The sequence below is a fragment of the Marinobacter sp. EVN1 genome (assembly GCF_000475375.1).
Lineage (GTDB): Bacteria > Pseudomonadota > Gammaproteobacteria > Pseudomonadales > Oleiphilaceae > Marinobacter > Marinobacter nauticus.
Genome location: NZ_AXCB01000013.1, coordinates 153,480 through 175,875 on the forward strand (window position 1 = coordinate 153,480; position 22,396 = coordinate 175,875).

Consider the following 22,396-nt stretch of genomic DNA (forward strand, 5'->3'; position numbering starts at 1 on the left):
AATCAGTGGAAGGGGTTAACGGCCGTTCTTACGGGCAGAGGCCATAGCCTGGGCCAGAGCGCCAGCCATGGCACCTTGAGGTGCGCCCTGGCCGGCCTGAGGTTTGCGCCCTGCACTGCGGCCAGAGTTCCGGTCTGCGCCCCGGGCTGGCTTGTTGTCCGCCCCCGGCTGGTCATCCATACGCATGGACAGGCCAATCCGCTTACGGGGAATGTCCACTTCCATCACTTTGACCTTGACGATGTCACCGGCCTTGACCACTTCTCTCGGATCTTTCACGAAAGTATGGGACAAGGCCGAGATGTGCACCAGGCCATCCTGGTGAACGCCGATATCCACAAAGGCACCGAAGTTGGTGACGTTGGTTACCGAGCCCTCCAGCACCATACCGGGTTTGAGGTCGTTGAGAGTTTCCACCCCTTCCTCGAAATGGGCAAAGCGGAATTCCGGTCGCGGGTCCCGGCCCGGTTTTTCCAGCTCGGAGATAATGTCCTTGATGGTGGGCAGGCCGAACTGCTCGGTTACGTAGTCCTGTGGGTTCAGACTGCGCAGGAACGCGGAATCGCCAAGGATATCCTCCACCTTCTTGCCATTACGCTCAGCAATGGCCTCAACCACACCGTAGGCTTCCGGATGCACGGATGACCGGTCCAGAGGGTTTTCGCCCCCGGCGATACGCAGGAAGCCCGCAGCCTGTTCAAAGGTGCGATCACCCAATCGAGACACCTTCAGCAGCTGTTTGCGACTGGTGAACTTGCCGTTCTGGTTCCGGAAATCCACGATGTTCTGGGCAATGCTCGGATTCAGACCAGACACCCGGGTGAGCAGCGGTACCGACGCGGTATTCAGATCCACGCCCACGCCGTTTACACAGTCCTCAACAACCGCATCCAGGCTACGGGACAGCTGTACCTGGGACACATCGTGCTGGTACTGCCCCACGCCGATAGACTTGGGCTCGATTTTCACCAGCTCGGCCAGCGGATCCTGCAAACGGCGGGCAATGGACACCGCACCACGGATGGTGACATCCAGATCCGGCAGTTCCCGGGAGGCAAATTCCGAGGCGGAATAGATTGATGCCCCGGACTCATTCACCACAATGCGGGCCAGCTTCAGTTCGGGGTAACGTTTGCAGAGGTCACCCACCAGTTTCTCGGTTTCCCGGGAGGCGGTACCGTTGCCGATGGCCACCAGTTCAATTTTGTACTTCTGACACCAGGCTGCCATCTGGGCAATGGACTGATCCCATTTGTTCTGGGGCGCATGGGGAAAAATGGCGCCGTGATCCACTACCTGGCCGGTGCCGTCGATTACCGCCACCTTGACCCCGGTACGCAGGCCGGGATCAAGCCCCAGCGTTGGCCGCGGACCTGCCGGAGCGAGCAGGAGCAGATCTTTCAGGTTGGCAGCAAAAACGTTGATGGCTTCGGTTTCAGCCGCTTCACGCACCTGGGCGATCAGATCGGTTTCAATCTGTGTCGACAACTTCACGCGCCAGGTCCAGCGCACCACATCCGACAACCATTTGTCGGCGGCCCGGCCGTTATCCCGAATGCGCCAGTGGGCGGCAATTCGCTGCTCGGCGGGATGGGTCTGACGGCGATCCTCCTCAGCATCGCCCATAACAATCGAATAGGCCAGAATGCCCTCATTGCGGCCCCGAAGAATGGCCAGCGCCCGGTGCGACGGAACTTTTCTCAGCGGTTCAACGTGGTCGAAGTAATCCCGGAACTTGGCGCCTTCGTTTTCCTTGCCTTCCACCACAGTGACTTTCAGCTGGCCCTCCTGCCAGACGAAATCGCGCAGGGCGCCAAGCAGCTCGGCATCTTCGGCAAAACGCTCCATCAGAATGTAGCGGGCACCGTCCAGAGCGGCTTTGACATCCTCAACGCCGGCTTCCGGATTGAGGTAACCGGCAGCGACGGTTTCCGGATCCTGGGTGGGATCGTCGTAGAGGGTATCGGCCAGCGGCTCCAAGCCTGCTTCCCGGGCAATCTGCGCCTTGGTGCGGCGCTTGGGTTTGTAGGGCAGGTAAAGGTCTTCCAGGCGGTTCTTGGTGTCGGCAGCTTCGATGGAGGCCCGCAGCTCGTCGGTCAGCTTGCCCTGTTCCTCAATGCTGTTGAGGATGGTGCCCCGGCGGTCTTCCAGCTCACGCAGATAGCGCAACCGCTCTTCCAGAGTCCGCAGCTGGCTGTCGTCCAGGGAACCCGTTACTTCTTTTCGGTAGCGTGCAATAAAGGGAACGGTAGCGCCTTCATCAAGAAGGGTAACGGTGGCATTAACCTGCTGTTCACGTACGCCGAGCTCTTCGGCAATGCGCCGGGAAATACTGTTCATGCTGCCTCGATCTGGTATCGCATTCGGAATTAATGCGCAAAGGTACAGCGGCTTACTTCTGCAGGCAAGCGGACTGGTTCTGGCGGTTCATGAATTGCACCAGATCGTTCCAGGGCATCGGGCGGGCGTAATAGTAGCCCTGGATTTCGTCGCAGTGTTGCTGGCGCAGGAATTCCAGCTGGCCTTCGGTTTCCACCCCTTCGGCCACCACGCTGATCTGCAGGCTGTGAGCCAGACTGATAATGGCCCGGATAATATGCTCGGCATCGGCAGACTGGCCCAGTTCCTGAACGAAGGACTTGTCGATCTTCACCAGCGAGATTGGCAGGTGCTGCAGATTGCTCAGGGAGGAAAAGCCGGTACCGAAATCGTCCAGCGCAAAACTGATGCCCAGCTGATTGAGCTCCCGCAGGCAGCGCTGGGCGTATTCCGGGTCGTGCATCATGGCGCTTTCGGTCAGCTCCAGTTCCAGCAGGCTGGTATCGACGTTGGCATTGAAGATGATACGAAAGATGGTTTCGGTCATCTTGCGATCGTGGAACTGCCGGAACGACAGGTTGACCGCGAACACCAGTCCGGGAAAGCCCAGCTCGGTGGATTCCTGCAAGCGCTTGCAGGCCTGCTCGATAACCCAGTAGCCGATGGGCACAATCAGGCCACTGCGCTCGGCCACCGGGATAAACTCATCGGGGCCCACCAGGCCGCGCTCCGGGTGATTCCAGCGCAACAGGCACTCGACCCCGCGTACCTCCTCAGTCGCCAGGTCAATCCGTGGCTGATAATACAGTTCCAGTTCCTTGCCCCGCAGGGCATTGCGAAGGTCGGCTTCGAGCCGGAGCTGATAGCCCGCGGAAATATGCAGCTGCCGGTCGTAAAACCGGTAACTGGTGCCCGGATCGCGTTTGGCTTCGAACATCGCCCGGTTAGCCCGCCGGAGCAGCTCTTCCGGGCTGTCACCGGCCTCCGGATAGGTGGCCACGCCCAGGCTGGCGCTGACCACCACATTCTGGCCATCCACCATCACCGGCTCGTCCAGCGCCGAGACCACCTTGCGAATGATCTGGGCGATATCCAGCGAGTCTTCCACTTTCTCGACAATGATGGCCAGTTCGTCACCACCGATGCGCATCAACGAGTCCACCCGTCGCAACGTCTGCCGGAGCCGCTCCGCCAGCCGAAGCATGAGCTGATCACTCTTCTGGTAACCAAAGGATTCGTTGATATTACGGAAATCATCGATATTCAGGTGCAACAGAGCCAGGCGATGATTCGCCCGCTCAGCCCTCAGCACCGCCTGCTGTAACCGATCAAAGAACAGGTCCCGGTTGATGAAGCCGGTGGCCACTTCACGGCCAAGCTGGCCATTTGCCGACTGCGTGAGCTGGGAGCGGTACCACAGGCATTTGATGGAGCGTCGGAAATTCCAGGGATCTAACTCACGGCGGCTCAGATAGTCCGATGCACCATTTTCAACCAGGTACCGGGCTTTTTCTCCGCAGGATTCGGCGCTCATGGCCAGAATGGGTTTGTCCTCACTGGATACCGACAGATATTGCAGAAACGACGCTTCCGAGCCGCCATGGAACACGCAGTCCCACACGATCACATCGAAGCTGGCGTTGGAAATCAGATCATCACAGTCCACCAGATCCGGGCACCAGGTGGCGTCACTGCAGATTTCGGAATCATCCGCGAGCATGGCGCTGAACCAGAGATAGTCGGCGTATTCCGGTGTCAGCACCAGAAGGCGCAAACAATCAGGCCTGGTGTCGGTGGGCAGTGTCATCTGGCGAGATCCATATGTCGGTACAGAACAGCGTAGTCCATTACATAAAGAATAGCTGATAGATCGGCAAGGTACAGCATGCTGGCCTGGTGTAGAATAGCCAGACGCTAAAAACCCATGCCCCGTTCCCCTTTGGCACCAACACTGTGAACAAGCTCAATCCCAGACAACATGAAGCGGTACGCTACGCCGACGGCCCCCTGCTGGTGCTGGCCGGTGCCGGCAGCGGCAAAACCAGCGTGATTACCCGCAAGATTGCCTATCTGATTGAGGAGCTCGGCATCCCGGGGCGACACATTGCCGCCGTCACCTTTACCAACAAAGCCGCCCGGGAGATGAAAGAGCGTGTGGGCCGCATTGTCGACCGGGGCAAAACCCGGGGCCTGATCGTATCAACATTTCACAATCTTGGCCTGAACATGATCCGGGAGGAGCACACCCACCTGGGCTACCACCCAGGCTTCTCCATTTTCGACGCCGAAGATGCCAAGGCGCTGCTGCAGGATCTGATGATGCGCGAAGCCAGCGCCGAGGCCGGCGACGAGCTGAACGATGTGCAGATGACCATCTCGTCCTGGAAAAACGCCATGCGCAGCCCTGCGGAGGCCTACAGCAAAGCGGCAGACGAGCGTGAGCAGCGCATTGCCATCGTTTACAAGCACTACAACGAATACCTGAAAGCCTACAACGCGGTGGATTTCGACGACCTGATTCTGCTGCCGGTGCAGCTGTTCCGGGACAACCCGGAAGTGCTTGCCAAGTGGCGCCGGAAAATCCGCTACATGCTGGTGGATGAGTACCAGGACACCAACGTGTGCCAGTACGAGCTCGTAAAACAGCTGGTGGCCGAGCGGGCGGCGTTTACCGTGGTGGGCGATGACGACCAGTCCATCTACGCCTGGCGCGGCGCCCGGCCGGAGAACCTGGCCCAGTTGAAAGATGACTTCCCGAGCCTGAAGATCGTCAAACTGGAGCAGAACTACCGCTCCACCAGCCGGATCCTGCGCTGCGCCAACACGGTGATCGCCAACAACCCCCACGTGTTCGAGAAGGCGCTGTGGAGTGACCACACCATAGGCGAGGAAATCCGCATCATCCGCTGCCGCAATGAAGATGCCGAAACCGAGCGGGTGGCCACCGAGATCCTCGATCAGAAGCTGAAAAACGGCCTCGACTTCAGGGATTTCGCAGTCCTTTACCGAGGCAACCATCAGGCACGGCTGCTGGAAATGAAACTGCAGGCCTACCAGATACCCTACCGAATCTCTGGCGGTCAGTCGTTTTTCTCCAAGAACGAGATCAAGGATGCGATGTCGTACCTGCGGCTGATGATCAACCCGGACGACGATGCGGCCTTCCTGCGGGTGGTGAACGTGCCGCGCCGGGAGATTGGCCCGCGCACCCTGGAACAGTTAAGTCACTATGCCCGGTCACGCAATGTCAGTCTGTTCAAGGCCCTGGGGGATATGGGGGCGGAAACCCACGTCACCGAGAAAGGTCTGGACCGACTGAGACGGTTCGCCCACTGGGTCGACAAAATCTGCGAGCGCCTGTTCTCGGAAGACCCGATCCCGGTCATCAAACAGTTATTCACAGACATCGAGTACGAAGAGTGGCTGCACCAGCATTCCGGTAGCCCGAAACAGGCCGAACGCCGGATGGAGAACATCTGGTACCTGGTGGAGTCGATCCAGCGCATGCTGGACGACGGCAAGGGCACCGCCGACGAAATCGGCATTGAGGACGCCATCGCCAAGCTGGTACTGCGGGACATGATGGAGCAGCGGGAAGAGGAAGACGACAGCGACAAGGTTCAGTTGCTGACTCTGCACGCTTCCAAGGGGCTGGAGTTTCCCCATGTGTTCATTATGGGCCTGGAGGAAGAGATTCTGCCGCACCGCAGCAGCATCGAGGAAGGCAACATTGAAGAAGAGCGCCGCCTGATGTACGTGGGCATTACCCGGGCCAGGGAAACCCTGGCGCTGACTTACGCGGCTTCCCGAAAACAATACGGGGAAAAACTGGAGACCATTCCCAGCCGCTTTCTGGATGAGTTGCCGGAAGAGGATGTGAAATGGGAAGGACTGGGCGACCAGGACAAAGAAGCGAACCAGAAAAAGGGCAAGGCGACTCTCAGCGCCCTGATTGGCGATCTGGGCCTGTAGAAACAACAAACCCCGCTCGGGGCGGGGTTTGTCAGGTCGTTACAGATTGCTTACTTGCTCTGCTCAACCATATGCTCAACGGCAGCGGTGATTTCCTCATCCGGGCAGTTGGCACAGCCACCTTTGGCCGGCATGGCATTGAAGCCATTGATGGCGTGATCAATCAGGGTATCGATACCCTTCTCAATGCGCGGAGCCCAGGCAGCGGTATCACCGATCTTGGGAGCGCCGGCTGCGCCGGTGGTATGACACGCCATGCACACGGCGTCGTAGACTTCACTGCCAGAACGCGGGCCGGAGCTGGCTGTCTCAGCAGGTGCAGCAGCCTCGCCACACTCTTCACCCTGCAGACACACTTCACCCACCGGCTTGATGCGCTCGCGGATTTCGTCTTCAACACTTGCCACTGCGGCGCCGGCGGCCAGGCCAAAACCAAGCAGAACAACAGCCAGGACTCTCTTCATCTTCACAATGCACCTCGCATTTGAGCGTTATAATCTTTCGGTCGCCGCATTATAGCGATTGAGCCCCCGCAAAAAAACCAGAGAGCAAAATCAGAATTTGATTTCAACCATTTTAATGACAGTTTCGTAGGTTGTAGCTCCTTTGCCATGGATTCCGGTTACCATAGCGTTCATTCACTCAAACCCAGAGTCGCCGCATGAACCAACAGCAACAGACGACCCCGGACAAGCGCCGAAAAACCTTACTGATCCTGGAGTTTTCCAGCCTGGCGGTACTGCTGATCTCGATGGCCTGGTTCAGCAACCAGTCAAGCGATGGCACCCCGCTTTCTGCCGGCTGGCTGCTGATTCCGGCGTTTGCCAGCCTGGGCGTTTTTCTGAGTTTTATCGGGTTGATGTATCTACGCTGGGTCGCCTCGGCGAACGACCAGCGCCGCCCCCGCCATCGCGCGATCTTCGCCCTGCTGACCCTCACCCTGCTTGGGGTCTGGATTTACGGCATTGCCAACACCTGGATAAGCCTGAGTACCGCCCAATAAGGAGCCCCCATGACCCCCAGCCTCAAGCTGCTACCCCTGATTCTGTTGGGCACGGCCAATCTGGTTGTTGCCCAGGATCGGCCAGAGGAACCCGATGTTAACTGCGCGCTGATCAAGGAAGGTGTGCAACGGCTGGCCTGCTATGACGCCAAGTATAACCCTCAGGCCGAGCGGGACCGGGCCAGCGAGGAGCAGCTGGAAGAGGCCGAGGCGGATGCAGAGGAGCTGGTGGCTGACAAGAAAACCCGGGAGAAGATCGTGGGCAATGCGCTGGAAGACGATCCTGATGACGGGGTGATGGCCGCGCTGGTGGATAACTATCTTTCTGCCGAGCGGGCGATCTTCTCGTTTACCGGCAGTTTCGTGACTCATCAGCCCAATTACATTCTGCCGATCACTTGGGTGGACGACCCCAATGCCTTGCCCTCAAGCCCGCGACTGGGAGCTATCGATTATGACTACAACCTGGAAAACGAGGAAGCCAAGTACCAGATCAGCTTCAAGGTTCCGTTGCTGACGGGCATTTTCGACGACCGCACAACCTTCTGGTTTGGCTACACCCAGAAATCCTTCTGGCAGGTCTACAACCAGGATGAATCGGCGCCTTTCCGGGAGACCAACTATGAGCCGGAGCTGTTTTTCAGGCACGCCCTGAACTGGGATCTCGGTCCCGGTACGCTCAGTGCGGTGTCGGTGGGCTTTAATCACCAGTCAAACGGACAGTCTGACCCACGGTCCCGGAGCTGGAACCGGATTATGGGCTCCGTTGCCTATAGTGTGGATCGCTGGCTGTTTATGGTTCAGCCCTGGTATCGCTTGCCGGAAAACAGCAGCAGCGACGACAACGAAGACATAGAGAGCTATCTGGGTCACGCCAGTTATCACGCGGTTTACAAGCTGACGGAAGATCGGACGTTTTCTTTGAAGCTGCTGAATAATCTGAGGTCGGATAACCGGACGTCGGTGGAGTTTGGGTACAGTTTTCCCATGGGGGATACGCTGAAGGGGTTCTTCCAGTATTACAACGGTTATGGGGAGAGCCTGATTGACTATAACGAGCGGATTGAGCGGGTCGGGTTTGGCATTATGCTGAATGACTGGCTCTAGGCGCTGGTGCAAGACCAGGATGGCGGTACCCCCTTCTGAAACACGCTCCTTCGGCACATCCTTGTGACGCTTGAGCTCCGCCATCCCTGGCTCCGCACAGTTCCAGAAGGGGGTACCGCCACCCTGGCCCCACAAACTTCAGGGGCCTTCTAACACTGCCAGCCTTTTAAACGTTAAGTCTTTTCATTTCTTCCAGCAGTTCTTCAGTTTTCGCTTCCATCAACGCTTTATCTCCACGGGTCTCAACATTCAGGCGAACCACCGGTTCGGTGTTGGACATGCGCAGGTTGAAGCGCCAGTTGTCGAATTCCACGCTCAGGCCGTCTACATGGCTGACGGATTTCGCGCCCACGCCGTACCTGGCTTCGATGGCGGCGATGACTTTCGGGGGATCGCTGATGGTGCGGTTGATTTCACCGCTGGCCGGGTAGGCTTCGATGCGGGCGTCGATCAGGGATGACAGGGTCTGGCCGCTCTGGCACAGGCGCTCGGCCACGAGCAGCCAGGGGATCATGCCGCTGTCGCAGTAGGCGAAGTCGCGGAAGTAGTGGTGGGCACTCATTTCGCCACCATAGACGGCGTCTTCGTCGCGCATTCTCTGTTTGATGAAGGCGTGGCCAGTCTTGCTTTCGATGGCTTCGCCGCCAGCAGCTTCAACCAGATCCAGCGTGTTCCAGGTCAGGCGGGGATCGTGAATGACTTTACCGCCACCGGTCTTGCGCAGGAACTGGTCCGCCAGCAGACCGACGATGTAGTAGCCTTCGATAAAGCGGCCGGTTTCGTCGAAGAAGAAGCAGCGGTCGTAGTCGCCGTCCCAGGCAATGCCCATGGCGGCGCCATTCTGGAGCACGGCATCGGCAGTCGCGGACCGGTTTTCCGGCAGGATCGGGTTGGGCACACCATTCGGGAAGTGACCATCGGCTTCGTGATGAACCTTGATGAAGTCGAACGGCAGATGCTGTTCCAGTTCGTCGATCACCAGGCCAGCACCACCGTTGCCGGCATTACAGACGATAGTCATGGGCTTCAGTGAGCCTGCATCAATGTAGCCCAGCAGATGGTCAACGTACGCGCTCATTACTTCCAGGGTTTCGTATTTGCCCTGCTCTGCGGCGTCAAAGAACGGCTCCAGCACCCGGTCCCGGATGTCGTTCAGGCCGTTGTCCGAACTGATCGGCCGGGATTCCGGGCCCACCATTTTCATGCCGTTGTGGTCTTTGGGGTTGTGGCTGGCCGTCACCATGATACCGCCGTCCATCTGGTAGTGACTGGTGGCAAAGTACACCTGTTCGGTGCCGCACAGGCCAATATCAAACACATCGGCGCCGGCCGCCATCAGGCCGGAGCTCAACGCTTCTGCTATTTCGGGGCTGGACAGCCGGATGTCGTAACCGACGATGACTTTTTTGGCGCCGGTGATTTCAACGTAGGCGCGGCCGATTTTCTCAGCCAGGATTGGGTTTAGCTGGTCAGGTACTCGGCCACGCAGGTCGTAGGCTTTGAAGCAGGACAGGTCCATTTCAGTCTCCGGAGTGGTTTATTAACCGCGTTGGGCCAGCATATCTGGCCGATCTGGGCGACTATTCTACCTGTTTCGACAGGCAATCGGGGAAGCGCCCGGAAAAAGGCAGGGGGAACAGAGTGGAGAGAGCGTGCCACCGGCCCGCAGAGTGCGCCGGTGGCCGGAAAGCCGGGGAGTTTACTCAGCAGCCGCGGACTGCAGCTGGATATAGTTCTGGATGCCCATCTGGGAAATCATTTCCAGCTGGGTTTCAAGCCAGTCGATGTGTTCTTCCTCGCTGTCGAGGATGCTCCGGAACAGTTCACGGCTGGTAAAGTCCTGAACCTGCTCGCAGTAGATGATGGCTTCTTTCAGGTCTGTGTGCGCGGTGTGCTCGAGCTTGAGATCGCACTCGATCATTTCCTGAACATTCTCGCCAATCAGCAATTTGTTCAGATCCTGCAGATTTGGCAGGCCCTCAAGGAAGAGAATTCGCTCGATCAGCTGATCGGCGTGTTTCATTTCATCGATGGATTCTTCGTATTCTTTCGCCGCGAGCTTGGTGATACCCCAGTCTTTGTACATTCTCGAATGCAGGAAGTACTGGTTAATGGCCGTCAGCTCGTTGGCGAGGACCTTGTTCAGATGCTGGATGACTTTTTTGTCGCCTTTCATAACTGGATTCCTTGTGTCGCGAAAGCGTTTACCCACAAGGATAGTCGGTTTAACGGCAATAAAAAATCACGGATGTGAAAGAGGTGCAATTGCAATATGTGGACAGGCCCGCCTGGTCAGGCGGGTTGCGCCAGCATGTTGGCGAGCGCCATATAATCCGGTGACCGGGACTCTTTCAGAATTTCCCGGGCAGTGCAGGCGCAACGACCACACTGACGGCCGACGCCAAGTTCCTTGCCGAGCTGGCGCATGGAACTGACACCGCTTTCAGCGGCTTCGCGGATTTCTCTGTCTGTTACCCCGTAACACAGGCAAACGTACATAGGGCGCTCTCACTAACAGCACTAAAGTTAGTGATAATTATTGTTATTAACAAACAGGATTGCAACCCTTTTGCAGTCAGTTTTTGTAGTAAAAAGTGACTATTCGCATTCTCGCGTTAAGTTCCGGGCCCCGGCCGCTGTGACCACCACATTATCTTCAATCCGGATTCCACCACAGCTCTTCAGTTCATCAATCAGCGCCCGGTTCAGATACTGGGCTTCAGGCCCGTTCAGCAAAGGCTCCAACAACGATGGAATAAAATAGAGCCCCGGCTCGATGGTGACCACCATGCCGGCTTCCAGGGTGCGGGTCAGGCGCAGGAACGGCGCATCTTCCGGGGACGGCGTCGGTTTGCCGGCGACATCGTGCACCTGAATGCCCAGAAAATGCCCGATACCATGGGGAAAGAACGCCCGGGTAATGCCCTGCTCCACCACGGCTTCATCCGGCAAACCGGATACCAGCCCCGAAGCTGATAGCAGGGCCGCAATGCCCAGGTGAGCCTTGCGGTGAATGTCCACGTAGTCCACGCCGGGCGACACCATCTCGCACAGCCGCAGCTGCAGTTTCTCCAGCCCGTGAACCAGCGCGGTGAATCTCGGCTCATCCGGCCCGGCGGTGGTGCGGGTTATATCTGAACAGTAGCCACGGTAGCGCACCCCGGCATCAATCAGCAGACTGCGGGGCCGGCGGGGTGGCTGCAGGTCGTAGTACTGGTAGTGCAGTGTGCCGGCATGTTCGTTCAAACCGATGATGCTGTGATAGGGTGCCTCCACTTCCCGCTGGCCGGTGGCCTGCTGGTAGGCGAGACTGATACCGAATTCGCTGTCGCCGGCCAGAAACGCCTCTCTGGCCGCCCTGTGACCGGCCAGGGCAATCCGGTTAGCGTGTGCCAGGCATTCAATTTCGTACGGAGTTTTGTGCACGCGGGTTTCTTCCACGGCTGCCACCAGTGCCGCCGGGTTATGATCTCCCGGCACGCCTTCCAGCGCCAACGGATCACCGATTACCGCCAGCCTCCCCGGGCTATCGAGCTCCGGGGCGCCAGCCTGCTGCCGGCTGCGAACGTCTACAACCTCCAGCCAGGGCTCTTCAGCCATCACCGGGTTGGCGTGCCAGAAGTCCACCGGCTGGTATAGCCAGAGCACCGGTTTCTGGCCGGGCCGAACCAACAGCCAGCTGTGCTCCTGGCCAGCCAGCCCGGTCCAGTGCAGAAACGGGCCGAAGCCCTGGAATACATAGGCCTGATCATCCCGATACCGGTAGGGCGCCGCGCCCGAGGCAATCAGCAGGCTGTCATAACCGTGGTCAGCCATGGCCCGTTCGTACCGGTTCTGCAGCTCACGGATGTGGGCAGTCTGCAGGTCGAGGATATCTTGATTTGGCATATCAGGTTTCCAGTTGTTTCCAGAGATTCAGTATGTCGTCTGAGCGGGCGTCACTCAGGCGGATCAAACGTATTTCCAGCGGCACGTCCCAGCGCTCATCGCCAGCCCGTACCAGGCGCCCAAACTGTTCGCTTTTTTCCGTCATCCGCTTGGGCAGCCAGCCCATGCCGAAGCCCTGTTTCACCAGGGCTTTGATACTCGCGGACTGGGTATTCTCGTTCAGTGGCAAAAGATTCGCCGGCAGCTTGCCGCGTTGCAGATGCCCGTCGATAGCCGACTGCAAAAAACCACGGCTGTGGTAGGCAATCAGGGGCACAGGCTGTTCATCAGTGCCTGGCAACCGGTAACGGGGCTCGCCCTGCTCATTGGCGATACTGACCGGCACCAGTGCTTCCCTGCCAATCGTCTGCCACTGAAACTTGTCACTGGCCAGGCGATCTCCCCAGGGCAAATCCGGGTGCCAGTAACACAACACCAGGTCACATTCGCCGCTTTCCAGGGCATCCAGAAACTGCTCCCCCACCCAGTTGGTGGCGGTCAGGTTCAGTTGAAGGCGCTCGGCAATGCCCATCTCCGTCGCCCAACCCTGATAGAAATGCGAAAACAGCCCCTGGGTAGAACCAACGCTGATGCGAGCAGACGCTTCCGCATCCAGAGCGGCTATCCGGTCCCGGGTGTCCCGGACCTCCCGGGTGATGCGTTCACACAGTTCCTGAAACACTTCTCCGGCCGGGGTCAGGGACAATGGCAGAGTCTGCCGATTGATCAGGGTGGTGCCCATGGATTCCTCCAGCAGCTTGATGCGCCGGCTGAACGTAGGCTGGCTCACGTGCTGCTGTTCGGCAGCCCGTGAGAAGTGGCGCGTGCGGGCAAGCGCCAGAAAGTCTTCCAGCCAGCGTATTTCCATGGGAACCCCTGAGGTTTGGCAATGATCACAACCGGTACGTTGCTGCAGGCATGATAGCCTATGCGCACCCGGCCGTTACAAACGCCCTTCCTCAACGGCGTGACAGGCCACCTGCGCCCCGCCGTCGGTGGCGATCAGCTGTGGGACTTCCTGCCGGCAACGCTCATTGGCGTAGGGGCAGCGGCCGTGGAACACGCACCCCGAGGGCAGATTCACCGGCGTGGGCACCTCGCCCTGAAGGCGAATGTGATTGGGCCGATCATCCTCGAGTTTCGGGATGGCCGACAGCAACGCCTGGGTATAGGGATGCCGGGGCGTGGCGAACAGGGTTTTGGTGTCTGCCAGCTCACACACCCGGCCCAGGTACATGACGGCCACCCGGGTACCGAAGTGTTCTACCACCGCGAGATCGTGGGTAATGAACAGGTAGGTCAGACCGCGGCTTTCCTGGGCATCCATCAACAGATTCAGCACCTGGGCCTGGATAGACACATCCAGGGCCGAGATGGGCTCATCGGCAACGATAAATTCCGGGTCCACCGCCAGGGCGCGGGCAATGGCAATCCGCTGGCGCTGACCACCGGAAAACTCGTGGCCAAAGCGACTGCCCCAGTCCGGGTCGATACCCACCGAATGCATGACTTCGTGAATCTTGTCCCGTACCTGAACCGGTGACCAGTCCGGATGGTGGAACCGGATCGGCTCTTCCAGGGTCTGCTGAATCGTCATTCGCGGGTTCAGGGAGGCATAGGGATTCTGGAAGATCATCTGCATCTTGCGGCGGTAGGGCAGCGCAGCCTTACCTTCCAGATTATCAATCCGCCGGCCGCCATAGTGGATCTCTCCAGCGCTCGGCGAGAGCAACCCCATCACGGTGCGGGCGACGGTGGATTTGCCACAACCGGACTCGCCGACAACACACAGGGCCTCGCCCTTCTGCACCTCCAGGTTCACACCATTGATGGCGTGCACCGCTTCCTGTTTGCGGCGCAAACGCCCACCTTCAAACCGGAGCTGTTCAAGGAAGCTGCCAGAGAGGTCAAAACGTTTTTCCAGACCGCGGATACTTACCAGAGGGGAGGTCATGATTCGGCCTCCTGCATGCGTTTCTCCTGCTCAATCAGGTTGGCAACTTCGTAACAGGCGACGTCAACGTTGCCGGAGCGCACATATTCCGGCATGGCGCGCTTGCACTGGTCGGTGGCGAAGTTACAGCGGGGATGGAACGGACAACCCGAAGGCACATTCTTCAGGGATGGCATGGAGCCAGGTATCTGGAACAGCCGCGCACCCGGTTCACCCATCTGGGGCAGCGCGTTGATCAGCCCCTGGGTGTAGGGATGCTGGGCATCGTTGATGATTTCCCGGGTCGGGCCCTGTTCGATGATCCGGCCGGAGTACATGACCAGCATGCGCTGGGTCACCTGCGAGACCACCCCGAGATCGTGGGTGATCAGCATCAGCGCCACGTTTTCCTGCTCACACAGGTTCAGCAGCAGGTCCATGATCTCGGCCTGGATGGTCACATCCAGGGCGGTCGTGGGTTCATCGGCAATAATGATTTCCGGGTCCAACAGCAGGGCGATGGCAATGATCACCCGCTGGCGCATGCCCCCTGACAATTCATGGGGATACTGGTCCAGCCGCTTTTCCGGCGAGGGAATCTGCACTTTCTGCAGGCGATCCAGGGCAATGGCCCTCGCCTCTTTCTTGCTGATCTTCCGGTGTGCCAGGATCGCCTCCACCATCTGGGTGCCGATGGTGAGCACCGGGTTCAGGGTCATCATCGGATCCTGGAAAATCATGGCGATGCGGTTGCCACGAATTTTGCGCAGCTCCCGCTCGCTCATGGCGGCCAGGTCTTTGCCTTCAAACAGAATCTGGCCACCGGCGATATAACCGGGCTTGGCAATCAGGTTCAGGATAGAGAAGGCCGCCACTGATTTGCCGGCACCGGATTCACCCACCAGGCCCAGCCGCTCGCCCTTGTCCAGGCTGAAACTGATACGACGCAGGGCGGTCAGATCGCCACCGCGCACCGCGAAACGTACATCCAGGTTTTTCACTTCCAACAGTGCCATGGTGTTACCCCTTATACAGCCGTGGGTTCATCACATCCCGCAACCAGTCACCCAACAGATTGATGACCAGCACGAGCACCACCAGCACCAGGCCGGGGATCAGGGTGATCCACCAGGAACCGCTCTGGATGTAGTCAAAACCGGATTTGATCAACGAACCCAGTGACGGCTGGGTTTCCGGCATGCCAAGGCCGAGGAACGACAGCGCCGCTTCGGAGATAATGGCATTGGCAATCTGTACCGTGGCAATCACAAAAATGGGCGACAGGGTATTGGGCAGGATGTGCCGGAACATGATGCGTGGCGTACCGAACCCCATCACCTTGGCCGCGTCCACATACTCCTTTTTCTTCTCCGCCAGCACCGAGGCCCGCACGGTACGGGCAATCTGCGGCCATTCCGCCACGCCGATGATGAAGATCAGCATGTAGATGGCAATCTCACCGAACATCAGGTTGCCAAAACTGGCCTTGAACACCGCGCCGACAATGATCGCCACCATCAGGGTAGAGAACGACAGCTGCACGTCGGCAATGCGCATCAGGATGGCATCAACCTTACCGCCCAGATAGCCGGCCAGCAGGCCAAACAGGATACCCAGCGCCGCCTGCAACACCACGGCACCAAAGCCAATCATCAGCGACACCCGGGTGCCGTAAAGTATGGTGGAGAGCAGATCCCGGCCCTGGGCATCCGTGCCCAGCGGGAACGCGGGATCAGCGCCGTCCAGGCCCACCGGTGGAAGCTCGGAGTTCATGATGTTGATCTGCGCCAGATCATAGGGATCGGCGGGCGCCAGCCAGGGCGCAAACACCGCCGCCAGCACCATGGCCAGTAGCACCAGAAAGCTCGCAATCGCTACCTTGTCGCGTTTGAAGCTGTACCAGAAAAAGGACTCGCGGAAGCGGTCCCAGCGGGAAACCGTTGCCGTTGTCATGCTTTCTTACCTGTCAGTTTGACGGTGGGATTGACCAGTCCGTAGATCAGGTCCACCAGTGTGTTGGTCACCACGAAGATCAGGCCCACTACCATCAGGTAAGCCACAATCAGGGGAATATCGCTGCGGGTGATGGCCTCCAGGAACATCAGGCCCAGACCCGGCCACTGAAACACCGTCTCGGTCAGGATGGTGTAGGCCACCATGATGCCGATCTGTACGCCGCCCACGGTAATCACCGGCAGCATCGTGTTCTTCAGGGCATGCAGGAAATTGATACGGCCCGCGCTCAAACCCTTGGCCCGGGCATAGCGGATGTAATCGCTTTGCAGAACCTCCATCATCTCTGCCCGGATCAGGCGGATAAACAGAGGCAGCATAATGGACGCCAGCGACACGCAGGGCAGCACCAGATGGGCCAGGCCTTCGCTGGTAAACAGGCCGGATTCCCAGGTGCCGAACAGGTGCACCAGGTCATCACCACGGCCATAGGACGGCAGCCCACCTTCGGTGGTAAAGAAATCGTTGAGCCACTGGCCCCAACCGGTATCGGCCGGAAACCAGTTGACCGTCACACCAATGGAGAACAACTGAATCAGAACAATGGCCGTGAGAAACACCGGTATGGAAATACCGACCGTACTCACGCCCATGAAGAATTTGGACAGCCAGGCCTGGGGCCGGATGGCGGCGTACACGCCAATGGGGACCGACAGGAAGATGATGATCAGACTGGCGCCGATCACCAGTTCCAGGGTGGCTGGCAGATGTTCGGCAATCACTTCCAGCGCCGGCTTGCTGTAAAAATAGGAATTGCCCAGGTCGCCCTGTATGGCATTACCCGCAAACCGCAGGTACTGGACCAGGAAGGGGTCGTTCAGCCCCAGCTCCTCACGAATGGCTTCCCGCTCTTCGGCAGAGACGGACATGCCCACCATTTCCTGAAGCGGGTCCCCGAGGCCATCCTGAATGGCAAAGGCGATGATGCTGATCACAAACATGACCAGCAGCGCCTGGGATATCCGCTGAACCAAAAACGCTAGCATGAAGGATTTACCGTTGATGAATACGTGAAAGCCTCTCTCCCGCACCGGGAGAGAGGTTGGGTCTCAGGGAGCACGCTCCCCTTATTCGATAACCAGATCGCCCAGGTAGGGGAAGTTCATGACATTGAGCACCGGCTCGATGTTCACGCCCTTGCGGGAGGCCCAGGCCAGGTCCTGCCAGTGCAGCGGTACGAAGGCTGCGTCGTCGTACAGACGCTGTTCCACTTCCTGCAGCATGGCCGCACGCTTGTCCAGGTCGGTCTCCACGTTGGCTTTTTCCACCAGGGCATCGATTTCCGGGTTGCAGTAGTTGCCGGCGTTGTACTGGCCATCACCGCTGTCAGCATCCGGGCAGAAGGTGAGGAATTCGTAAAAGTTGGCGGAATCCTCGGTGTCTGCGTGCCAGCCAATCAGCATCATATCGGCGGCACGGTTGTCATACTCCGGCCAGTACTGGGCTTTCGGCAGGGTTTTCAGGTCCACCTTGATGTTGATGCGCGCCAGCATGGCCGCCGCTGCCTGCGCGATCTTGTCGTCGTTCACGTAGCGGTTGTTGGGGGCCATCATGGTGATGGTAAAGCCGTCCTCATAGCCGGCTTCTTTCATCAGCTGCTTGGCTTTCTCAACATCGAAGCGAGGCTTCAGGTTTTCGTTATGGCCCTGGTAACCCGCTGGCGACATCTGTGCTGCCGGCGTGGCAAAGCCTTTCATGATCTTGGCAGCAATACCTTCCTGGTTGATGGCGTAGGCGATGGCCTGGCGAACTTTCGGGTTCTTGAAGGCTTCAACCCGCTCCTGATTCATATGGAACAGGATGATACGGGTGCCGCTCATGGTCACCAGTTCGCTGTTGCGGTCGCGCTTGATGCGGTCCAGATCATTGGGCGGAACCGGAGCGATGAAGTCGACACCGCCAGACACCAGGGCGGATACCCGGGTAGCGTTTTCCTTGATGGGAGTCAGCACGATCTTGCCCACGTTACCCGGAGATTCAGTATCCCAGTAATCATCGAAACGCTCGAACTCGACACGCACGCCCTGTTTACGCTCGGTTACCGTGTAAGGACCGGTGCCGGACAGGTTCTCGGAAGCGAAGGAGTTGCCGTGCTTGAGGATGGCGTCCTTGTCTTTGCCATCTTCGGTCTGGCCGGAATAGAACTCACTGTCCAGCGGGAAAATGTAGGTGGCGGTGTTCAGCAGCAGAGGGTAAGGCTCGCTGGTGACCAGCTCGAAGGTGTAATCGTCGATCACATTAATGGCGCTGAAGGGTTTGAAAATCGCCTTGAAGTCCTGGCTTTCCTTCAGTCGCTCAAAGGTGAACTTCACGTCGGCCGTGGTCAGTTCGTTACCGGAATGGAACTTCACACCCTCGCGCAGCTTGAAACGCATGGTCTTGTCGTCCACACGCTCCCAGCTTTCTGCCAGGCGCGGCTCGAAACCCAGATCTTTGGTCCAGCGCAACAGCGGATCAAAGGTCATGTGAGACAACTGCAGAATGCCGCCAGACAACTGCTCATGAATATCGAGGGTAACGGGATCGGCGTCGTACGCCATTTTCAGTTCTTTGGTCGCATCGGCTGCCAGGGCCAGAGGCGCAGACGCCAGGGCCATGGAGCCAACAAAAGCTGCCAGTATCTTTTTCATCGCGTTTTCCGTCGCTGTTTTAGGAATTTTCACGGAACATCGGTGCAGGACGGCACCGATTGCCTGGCAAACAAGCTAGTCTCGGAAAACCCTTACGGCAATCGAAATTGCAACATGGACCTATTCGTATGGTGAATGACCCAAAAAGCAGCAGCCTCAGAACGGAAAGACAAAGGGCAAAAACAGCGCCGTAAACACACCCGTCAATCCCATCCCCAGGGAGGCAAAAGCGCCCGCCGTGGGGCTGATCTCAAATGCCCGGGCAGTGCCAATGGCATGGCCATTAAGCCCCAGGGCAAAACCCACCATCCGGTCATCGGAGATCTTCATCCATTTGGCACCCCAGTCCACAAATACCGAGGCCAGTACGCCTGTAATCAGCAGACCGCCGAGGGTGAGTGCAACCGAGCCACCCAGCTGTTCTGCAATACCCATGGCAATGGGCGCGGTAACCGACTTCGGCGCCAGCGACGCCAGTATGGAAAGCGGAGCGTCCATCAGCCAGGCAATACCCACCGCATAGACAGCCGCCAGACTGGCCGCCAGTGGCAAGGTGCACAGAATTGGCCGCCAGAGCGCGCGAATATGGTGCATCTGCTGATACAAAGGCACACCCAGGGCCACCGTCGCCGGCCCCAACAATACCGTTAACCAGCGCGCCCCCTGCTGATAGGTTTCATAGCCAATACCACTGGCCGCCACAGCCCCCGCCAGAATCACCGCCGCCATCAATACCGGCGGCATCCACAGGGGGCGTCCCACCTTCGCGAACAACCAGTTTGCCGCCATAAACGCCGCCAGCGTCAGGGCAATGGAAAGCATCGGGCCTGTGGTCCAGACCAACAGCAATTCCTGCATTCGTCCGTTGAACTCAGTCATGACTGTGCCCCTGGGTGCGATCTCCCGCTGTTTTCTTCATCAGCCACAGCGTGGTCACGGAACTCAGCAAGGTACCCGCAACCAAAGCCACTGCAACGGAAAACCAGTGGCCCGCAAAGCGATCGGCAATAAAGAACACCCCGACAACGCCCGGTGAAATCAGCAGCACCAGCACCGAGATCAGCCCGCGACTGGCTTCAGCCAACTGATCACTGACCCGCCCCCTCAACATCAGAGTGGCCGTGACCATCACCATCCCCAGCACGCCACCACTGATGGGCAGGCCGACTAGTACCCGCAGTGCCTCACCCAGCAGAAAAAACACCACCAGAACCAGAAAACCCCGCAACAACACCATGCTGCTATGCCCCGCCACGCTCAATATGCTCTACACTAACGCCCTGACCCGCCCAAAGACCACAGGACTATTCATTCAATGGCACTGAAAGCCACCATCTTCAAAGCCACCCTCCATATCGCCGATATGGACCGGCACTACTACGCCGACCACCATCTGACCGTTGCCCGCCATCCCTCTGAAACCGACGAGCGGATGATGATCCGGCTGCTGGCCTTCGCCCTCAACGCCAACGATAACCTGGAATTTACCAAAGGCCTGAGCACAGACGACGAGCCGGAACTCTGGCAAAAATCCCTGACCGGAGACATCGAACTCTGGGTGGAACTAGGCCTGCCCGAGGAAGACCGCCTGCGCAAGGCCTGCAACAAGGCCAACCAGGTCATTCTCTATACCTACGGCGGGCGTGCGGTGCCGGTGTGGTGGGACAAGCACCATAACAAGCTGGAAAGATTTAGCAACCTTACTATTGTCGACCTTCCGGTAGAAGGAACAGCCGCACTGGCGGCCCTGGCAGAACGGTCCATGACCTTGCAGGTAAGCATCCAGGATGGCGAAGTGACCATCAGCAACGAGCAAAATCTGGTCAACCTGACGCCAGACCAGCGGCTACCTCGAATCTGAACGAAACGCTTAATGGCCGGGGCTGGACAGAAGCCGCCGGCACACGTAAGATTGCGCACTCGAAATTGACGAGCACTCGTTATTTCGAATGCGCCCGTAGCTCAGCTGGATAGAGCGTTGCCCTCCGGAGGCAAGGGTCACTGAAAAAATCCGGAACCGAAGGCAACGGTCAAACATGCCAAACTTGTTGAAATCCGCCCGTAGCTCAGCTGGATAGAGCGTCGCCCTCCGGAGGCGAAGGTCTCAGGTTCGAATCCTGACGGGCGGGCCATTAACCTGGCAAATCAATGAGTTACCGGAAGGCCAATCTCCTCATCGATATCACCCGCACTTTGGTAATCCTTAACTCTCAGCTTTGATCGCTGACCTTTGCACGGCTAGACTCAAAGCATGTATTTTTCTCTATTTTTTCGCCTGTGCCCAAATGGTGCCCTCGCAGTGCCCTGCTATTTTGCACCTCTGAATCACCACTCGCTTTCAAGACCTTTGCACCGATTCCACCCTGCCAACCCTGTGGCACAACCTTCCCGAGCAAAAACCGCAACCATCGCAAGAACAGATTCTCGCTGGCTCGGACAATGAAGCACTAATCACAAAATTCATTACCCAGACCAATACAAGCCATTCTTCCGACCGACTTGGCTCCAGATTCATCACCCTCTGGTGTACGCTAGTCCATTAGTAGACTAGGTTTCGGCATATTCGGTTCAGCCCCCCGTGGAAAAATCAAACAGGTTTATTGGCAAGAGGATCGCTGATTACAGGTATCTACATACCTCCGCGCTTTCTGAACTTGACGACGAAAGCCGCAGCGCTGTGCGCAAAGCCGAGGCCAGGATTACTCCAGGAGCCAAGTACAACGTCATTAAGATCCGAGAAAGTGCTCCCGAAATATCTTTCCTGAACTATCCAACTTTTTTTGAGGAAGCTTTCCCGATTCTCGAACAGTCATGGAAGGTTAATCTCGATACAGGGCAGTGCCGATACAGAGTTTATTCAGAGTCGAATAATCCCCCCATCCTTCACCGCAAAGAACTTCTGCTGCCATCCTCTCACCCAGATTCTCAACGGTTTTTGGAGCTGACCAAAGAGGCTGAGAGTATCGGTTTATTCGACGATACGACCAGAATAGGGTTTCTACAGGACTGGAATCGTCTCTTGAAACTAAAAGGCTATGAGGTTTCCGAGCACGCCCTGGTGCCTCTAGCCAATGAAACTACAGAGAACCTGTCAGCCATCGAAAGCGGGTCAGAAATTCACCGACATTTAACTGCCCTCACTCGAACGCAACTATCGGCACCTATGCAAAGCCTTGCGCGATATGGCTACCTTGATCAGACGAGGTCAGTCTTTGACTACGGGTGCGGCAAGGGCAACGATGTTCAACTCCTAAAAGATAGCAATATAAACGTAGCTGGATGGGACCCTTATTATTCTCCCAATGTAGAAAAGAAAACAGCAGACATCGTCAACCTAGGGTTCGTCATCAATGTTATTGAAGTGCCGGAGGAACGTCACCTCGTACTGACCAGCGCTTATGAACTTGCGTCAGAATTCTTGGTCGTGTCTGCGATGCTGGAAAACGCAAATGCTCGGGGTGGACTGCCTTTTAGCCCGGATTTCTCATAGGT

20 protein-coding genes and 1 tRNA gene are annotated in these 22,396 nt (G+C 57.8%); 6 read left to right on the forward strand and 15 right to left on the reverse strand.

What is annotated here, in order from left to right; translation table 11 throughout:
- Window positions 1–15 precede the first annotated feature (15 nt).
- Entirely contained in the window at window positions 16–2,340 is a 2,325-nt protein-coding gene (locus Q674_RS27150) for a Tex family protein (RefSeq protein WP_023008390.1), read from the reverse strand.
- Window positions 2,341–2,392: 52 nt separating this feature from the next.
- Window positions 2,393–4,126: an EAL domain-containing protein gene (locus Q674_RS27155; protein WP_023008391.1), complete on the reverse strand. Its 1,734-nt coding sequence runs from the start codon at window positions 4,124–4,126 to the stop codon at window positions 2,393–2,395.
- Between the two features lie 146 nt (window positions 4,127–4,272).
- Between Q674_RS27155 and rep the strand changes: the two genes are divergently transcribed.
- Window positions 4,273–6,291: a DNA helicase Rep gene (gene rep / locus Q674_RS27160; protein ID WP_023008392.1), complete on the forward strand. Its 2,019-nt coding sequence runs from the start codon at window positions 4,273–4,275 to the stop codon at window positions 6,289–6,291.
- A 50-nt stretch (window positions 6,292–6,341) separates the two neighbouring features.
- Here the strand turns inward: rep and Q674_RS27165 are convergent, their stop codons facing one another.
- Window positions 6,342–6,755: a c-type cytochrome gene (locus Q674_RS27165; RefSeq protein ID WP_011784006.1), complete on the reverse strand. Its 414-nt coding sequence runs from the start codon at window positions 6,753–6,755 to the stop codon at window positions 6,342–6,344.
- A gap of 197 nt (window positions 6,756–6,952) precedes the next feature.
- On the opposite strand from Q674_RS27165, the gene Q674_RS27170 reads away from it, so the two are divergent.
- Together Q674_RS27170 and Q674_RS27175 are read left to right on the forward strand one after the other, a co-directional pair.
- Entirely contained in the window at window positions 6,953–7,294 is a 342-nt protein-coding gene (locus Q674_RS27170; RefSeq protein ID WP_011784005.1) for a hypothetical protein, read from the forward strand.
- Window positions 7,295–7,303: 9 nt separating this feature from the next.
- Window positions 7,304–8,401 carry a phospholipase A gene (locus Q674_RS27175; RefSeq protein WP_023008393.1) on the forward strand — a complete coding sequence of 366 codons (1,098 nt, stop codon included), beginning with the start codon at window positions 7,304–7,306 and terminating at the stop codon, window positions 8,399–8,401.
- A 166-nt stretch (window positions 8,402–8,567) separates the two neighbouring features.
- Here Q674_RS27175 and Q674_RS27180 read toward each other — a convergent pair whose 3' ends face one another.
- The 12 genes from Q674_RS27180 to Q674_RS27235 form a co-directional block, all read right to left on the reverse strand.
- Window positions 8,568–9,920, reverse strand: a complete 1,353-nt coding sequence (locus Q674_RS27180; RefSeq protein WP_023008394.1) for a phosphomannomutase/phosphoglucomutase — start codon at window positions 9,918–9,920, stop codon at window positions 8,568–8,570.
- Between the two features lie 180 nt (window positions 9,921–10,100).
- Window positions 10,101–10,577 carry a bacterioferritin gene (bfr, locus tag Q674_RS27185; RefSeq protein ID WP_014420324.1) on the reverse strand — a complete coding sequence of 159 codons (477 nt, stop codon included), beginning with the start codon at window positions 10,575–10,577 and terminating at the stop codon, window positions 10,101–10,103.
- Between the two features lie 116 nt (window positions 10,578–10,693).
- Complete coding sequence (locus Q674_RS27190; RefSeq protein WP_011784001.1) at window positions 10,694–10,900, reverse strand: bacterioferritin-associated ferredoxin; 207 nt, start codon at window positions 10,898–10,900, stop codon at window positions 10,694–10,696.
- Window positions 10,901–10,999: 99 nt separating this feature from the next.
- The gene (gene pepQ / locus Q674_RS27195) at window positions 11,000–12,289 is read right to left on the reverse strand and encodes a Xaa-Pro dipeptidase (protein WP_023008395.1); all 1,290 of its coding nucleotides are present in this window, start codon (window positions 12,287–12,289) and stop codon (window positions 11,000–11,002) included.
- Between the two features lies 1 nt (window position 12,290).
- A complete protein-coding gene (locus Q674_RS27200; protein WP_014420322.1) occupies window positions 12,291–13,196 on the reverse strand; it encodes a LysR family transcriptional regulator in 906 nt (301 codons plus the stop codon).
- Between the two features lie 75 nt (window positions 13,197–13,271).
- A complete protein-coding gene (locus tag Q674_RS27205; protein WP_023008396.1) occupies window positions 13,272–14,282 on the reverse strand; it encodes an ABC transporter ATP-binding protein in 1,011 nt (336 codons plus the stop codon).
- The gene (locus Q674_RS27210; RefSeq protein ID WP_023008397.1) at window positions 14,279–15,277 is read right to left on the reverse strand and encodes an ABC transporter ATP-binding protein; all 999 of its coding nucleotides are present in this window, start codon (window positions 15,275–15,277) and stop codon (window positions 14,279–14,281) included. Before Q674_RS27210 ends, Q674_RS27205 begins: the two co-directional genes overlap by 4 nt.
- A 4-nt stretch (window positions 15,278–15,281) precedes the next feature.
- Complete coding sequence (locus tag Q674_RS27215) at window positions 15,282–16,214, reverse strand: ABC transporter permease (RefSeq protein WP_011783996.1); 933 nt, start codon at window positions 16,212–16,214, stop codon at window positions 15,282–15,284.
- Window positions 16,211–17,260: an ABC transporter permease gene (locus tag Q674_RS27220; protein ID WP_011783995.1), complete on the reverse strand. Its 1,050-nt coding sequence runs from the start codon at window positions 17,258–17,260 to the stop codon at window positions 16,211–16,213. The genes Q674_RS27215 and Q674_RS27220 overlap by 4 nt, the downstream gene beginning before the upstream one ends.
- Before the next feature lie 81 nt (window positions 17,261–17,341).
- On the reverse strand, window positions 17,342–18,904 hold the full coding sequence (locus Q674_RS27225) for an ABC transporter substrate-binding protein (protein WP_023008398.1): 1,563 nt from the start codon (window positions 18,902–18,904) through the stop codon (window positions 17,342–17,344).
- Between the two features lie 156 nt (window positions 18,905–19,060).
- Window positions 19,061–19,783 carry an LrgB family protein gene (locus Q674_RS27230; RefSeq protein ID WP_011783993.1) on the reverse strand — a complete coding sequence of 241 codons (723 nt, stop codon included), beginning with the start codon at window positions 19,781–19,783 and terminating at the stop codon, window positions 19,061–19,063.
- On the reverse strand, window positions 19,776–20,141 hold the full coding sequence (locus Q674_RS27235; protein WP_023008399.1) for a CidA/LrgA family protein: 366 nt from the start codon (window positions 20,139–20,141) through the stop codon (window positions 19,776–19,778). Before Q674_RS27235 ends, Q674_RS27230 begins: the two co-directional genes overlap by 8 nt.
- Before the next feature lie 78 nt (window positions 20,142–20,219).
- On the opposite strand from Q674_RS27235, the gene Q674_RS27240 reads away from it, so the two are divergent.
- The 3 genes from Q674_RS27240 to Q674_RS27250 all read left to right on the forward strand — a co-directional run bounded on the left by Q674_RS27240 (window position 20,220) and on the right by Q674_RS27250 (window position 22,394).
- The gene (locus tag Q674_RS27240) at window positions 20,220–20,765 is read left to right on the forward strand and encodes a YaeQ family protein (protein ID WP_023008400.1); all 546 of its coding nucleotides are present in this window, start codon (window positions 20,220–20,222) and stop codon (window positions 20,763–20,765) included.
- A 194-nt stretch (window positions 20,766–20,959) separates the two neighbouring features.
- Window positions 20,960–21,036, forward strand: a tRNA-Arg gene (locus Q674_RS27245).
- A gap of 446 nt (window positions 21,037–21,482) precedes the next feature.
- Window positions 21,483–22,394 carry a DNA phosphorothioation-associated putative methyltransferase gene (locus Q674_RS27250; RefSeq protein WP_023008401.1) on the forward strand — a complete coding sequence of 304 codons (912 nt, stop codon included), beginning with the start codon at window positions 21,483–21,485 and terminating at the stop codon, window positions 22,392–22,394.
- Window positions 22,395–22,396 lie beyond the last annotated feature (2 nt).

Bases quoted from the DNA above. Each gene is read 5' to 3' on its own strand.
- Q674_RS27240 (WP_023008400.1), top strand. From the start codon at position 20,220: ATGGCACTGAAAGCCACCATCTTCAAAGCCACCCTCCATATCGCCGAT.
- Q674_RS27200 (WP_014420322.1), bottom strand. From the start codon at position 13,196: ATGGAAATACGCTGGCTGGAAGACTTTCTGGCGCTTGCCCGCACGCGC.
- Q674_RS27180 (WP_023008394.1), bottom strand. From the start codon at position 9,920: ATGGACCTGTCCTGCTTCAAAGCCTACGACCTGCGTGGCCGAGTACCT.
- Q674_RS27165 (WP_011784006.1), bottom strand. From the start codon at position 6,755: ATGAAGAGAGTCCTGGCTGTTGTTCTGCTTGGTTTTGGCCTGGCCGCC.
- bfr (WP_014420324.1), bottom strand. From the start codon at position 10,577: ATGAAAGGCGACAAAAAAGTCATCCAGCATCTGAACAAGGTCCTCGCC.
- Q674_RS27175 (WP_023008393.1), top strand. From the start codon at position 7,304: ATGACCCCCAGCCTCAAGCTGCTACCCCTGATTCTGTTGGGCACGGCC.
- Q674_RS27215 (WP_011783996.1), bottom strand. From the start codon at position 16,214: ATGACAACGGCAACGGTTTCCCGCTGGGACCGCTTCCGCGAGTCCTTT.
- pepQ (WP_023008395.1), bottom strand. From the start codon at position 12,289: ATGCCAAATCAAGATATCCTCGACCTGCAGACTGCCCACATCCGTGAG.
- Q674_RS27170 (WP_011784005.1), top strand. From the start codon at position 6,953: ATGAACCAACAGCAACAGACGACCCCGGACAAGCGCCGAAAAACCTTA.
- Q674_RS27205 (WP_023008396.1), bottom strand. From the start codon at position 14,282: ATGACCTCCCCTCTGGTAAGTATCCGCGGTCTGGAAAAACGTTTTGAC.
- Q674_RS27220 (WP_011783995.1), bottom strand. From the start codon at position 17,260: ATGCTAGCGTTTTTGGTTCAGCGGATATCCCAGGCGCTGCTGGTCATG.
- Q674_RS27230 (WP_011783993.1), bottom strand. From the start codon at position 19,783: ATGACTGAGTTCAACGGACGAATGCAGGAATTGCTGTTGGTCTGGACC.
- Q674_RS27225 (WP_023008398.1), bottom strand. From the start codon at position 18,904: ATGAAAAAGATACTGGCAGCTTTTGTTGGCTCCATGGCCCTGGCGTCT.
- Q674_RS27150 (WP_023008390.1), bottom strand. From the start codon at position 2,340: ATGAACAGTATTTCCCGGCGCATTGCCGAAGAGCTCGGCGTACGTGAA.
- Q674_RS27235 (WP_023008399.1), bottom strand. From the start codon at position 20,141: ATGGTGTTGTTGCGGGGTTTTCTGGTTCTGGTGGTGTTTTTTCTGCTG.
- Q674_RS27155 (WP_023008391.1), bottom strand. From the start codon at position 4,126: ATGACACTGCCCACCGACACCAGGCCTGATTGTTTGCGCCTTCTGGTG.
- Q674_RS27210 (WP_023008397.1), bottom strand. From the start codon at position 15,277: ATGGCACTGTTGGAAGTGAAAAACCTGGATGTACGTTTCGCGGTGCGC.
- Q674_RS27190 (WP_011784001.1), bottom strand. From the start codon at position 10,900: ATGTACGTTTGCCTGTGTTACGGGGTAACAGACAGAGAAATCCGCGAA.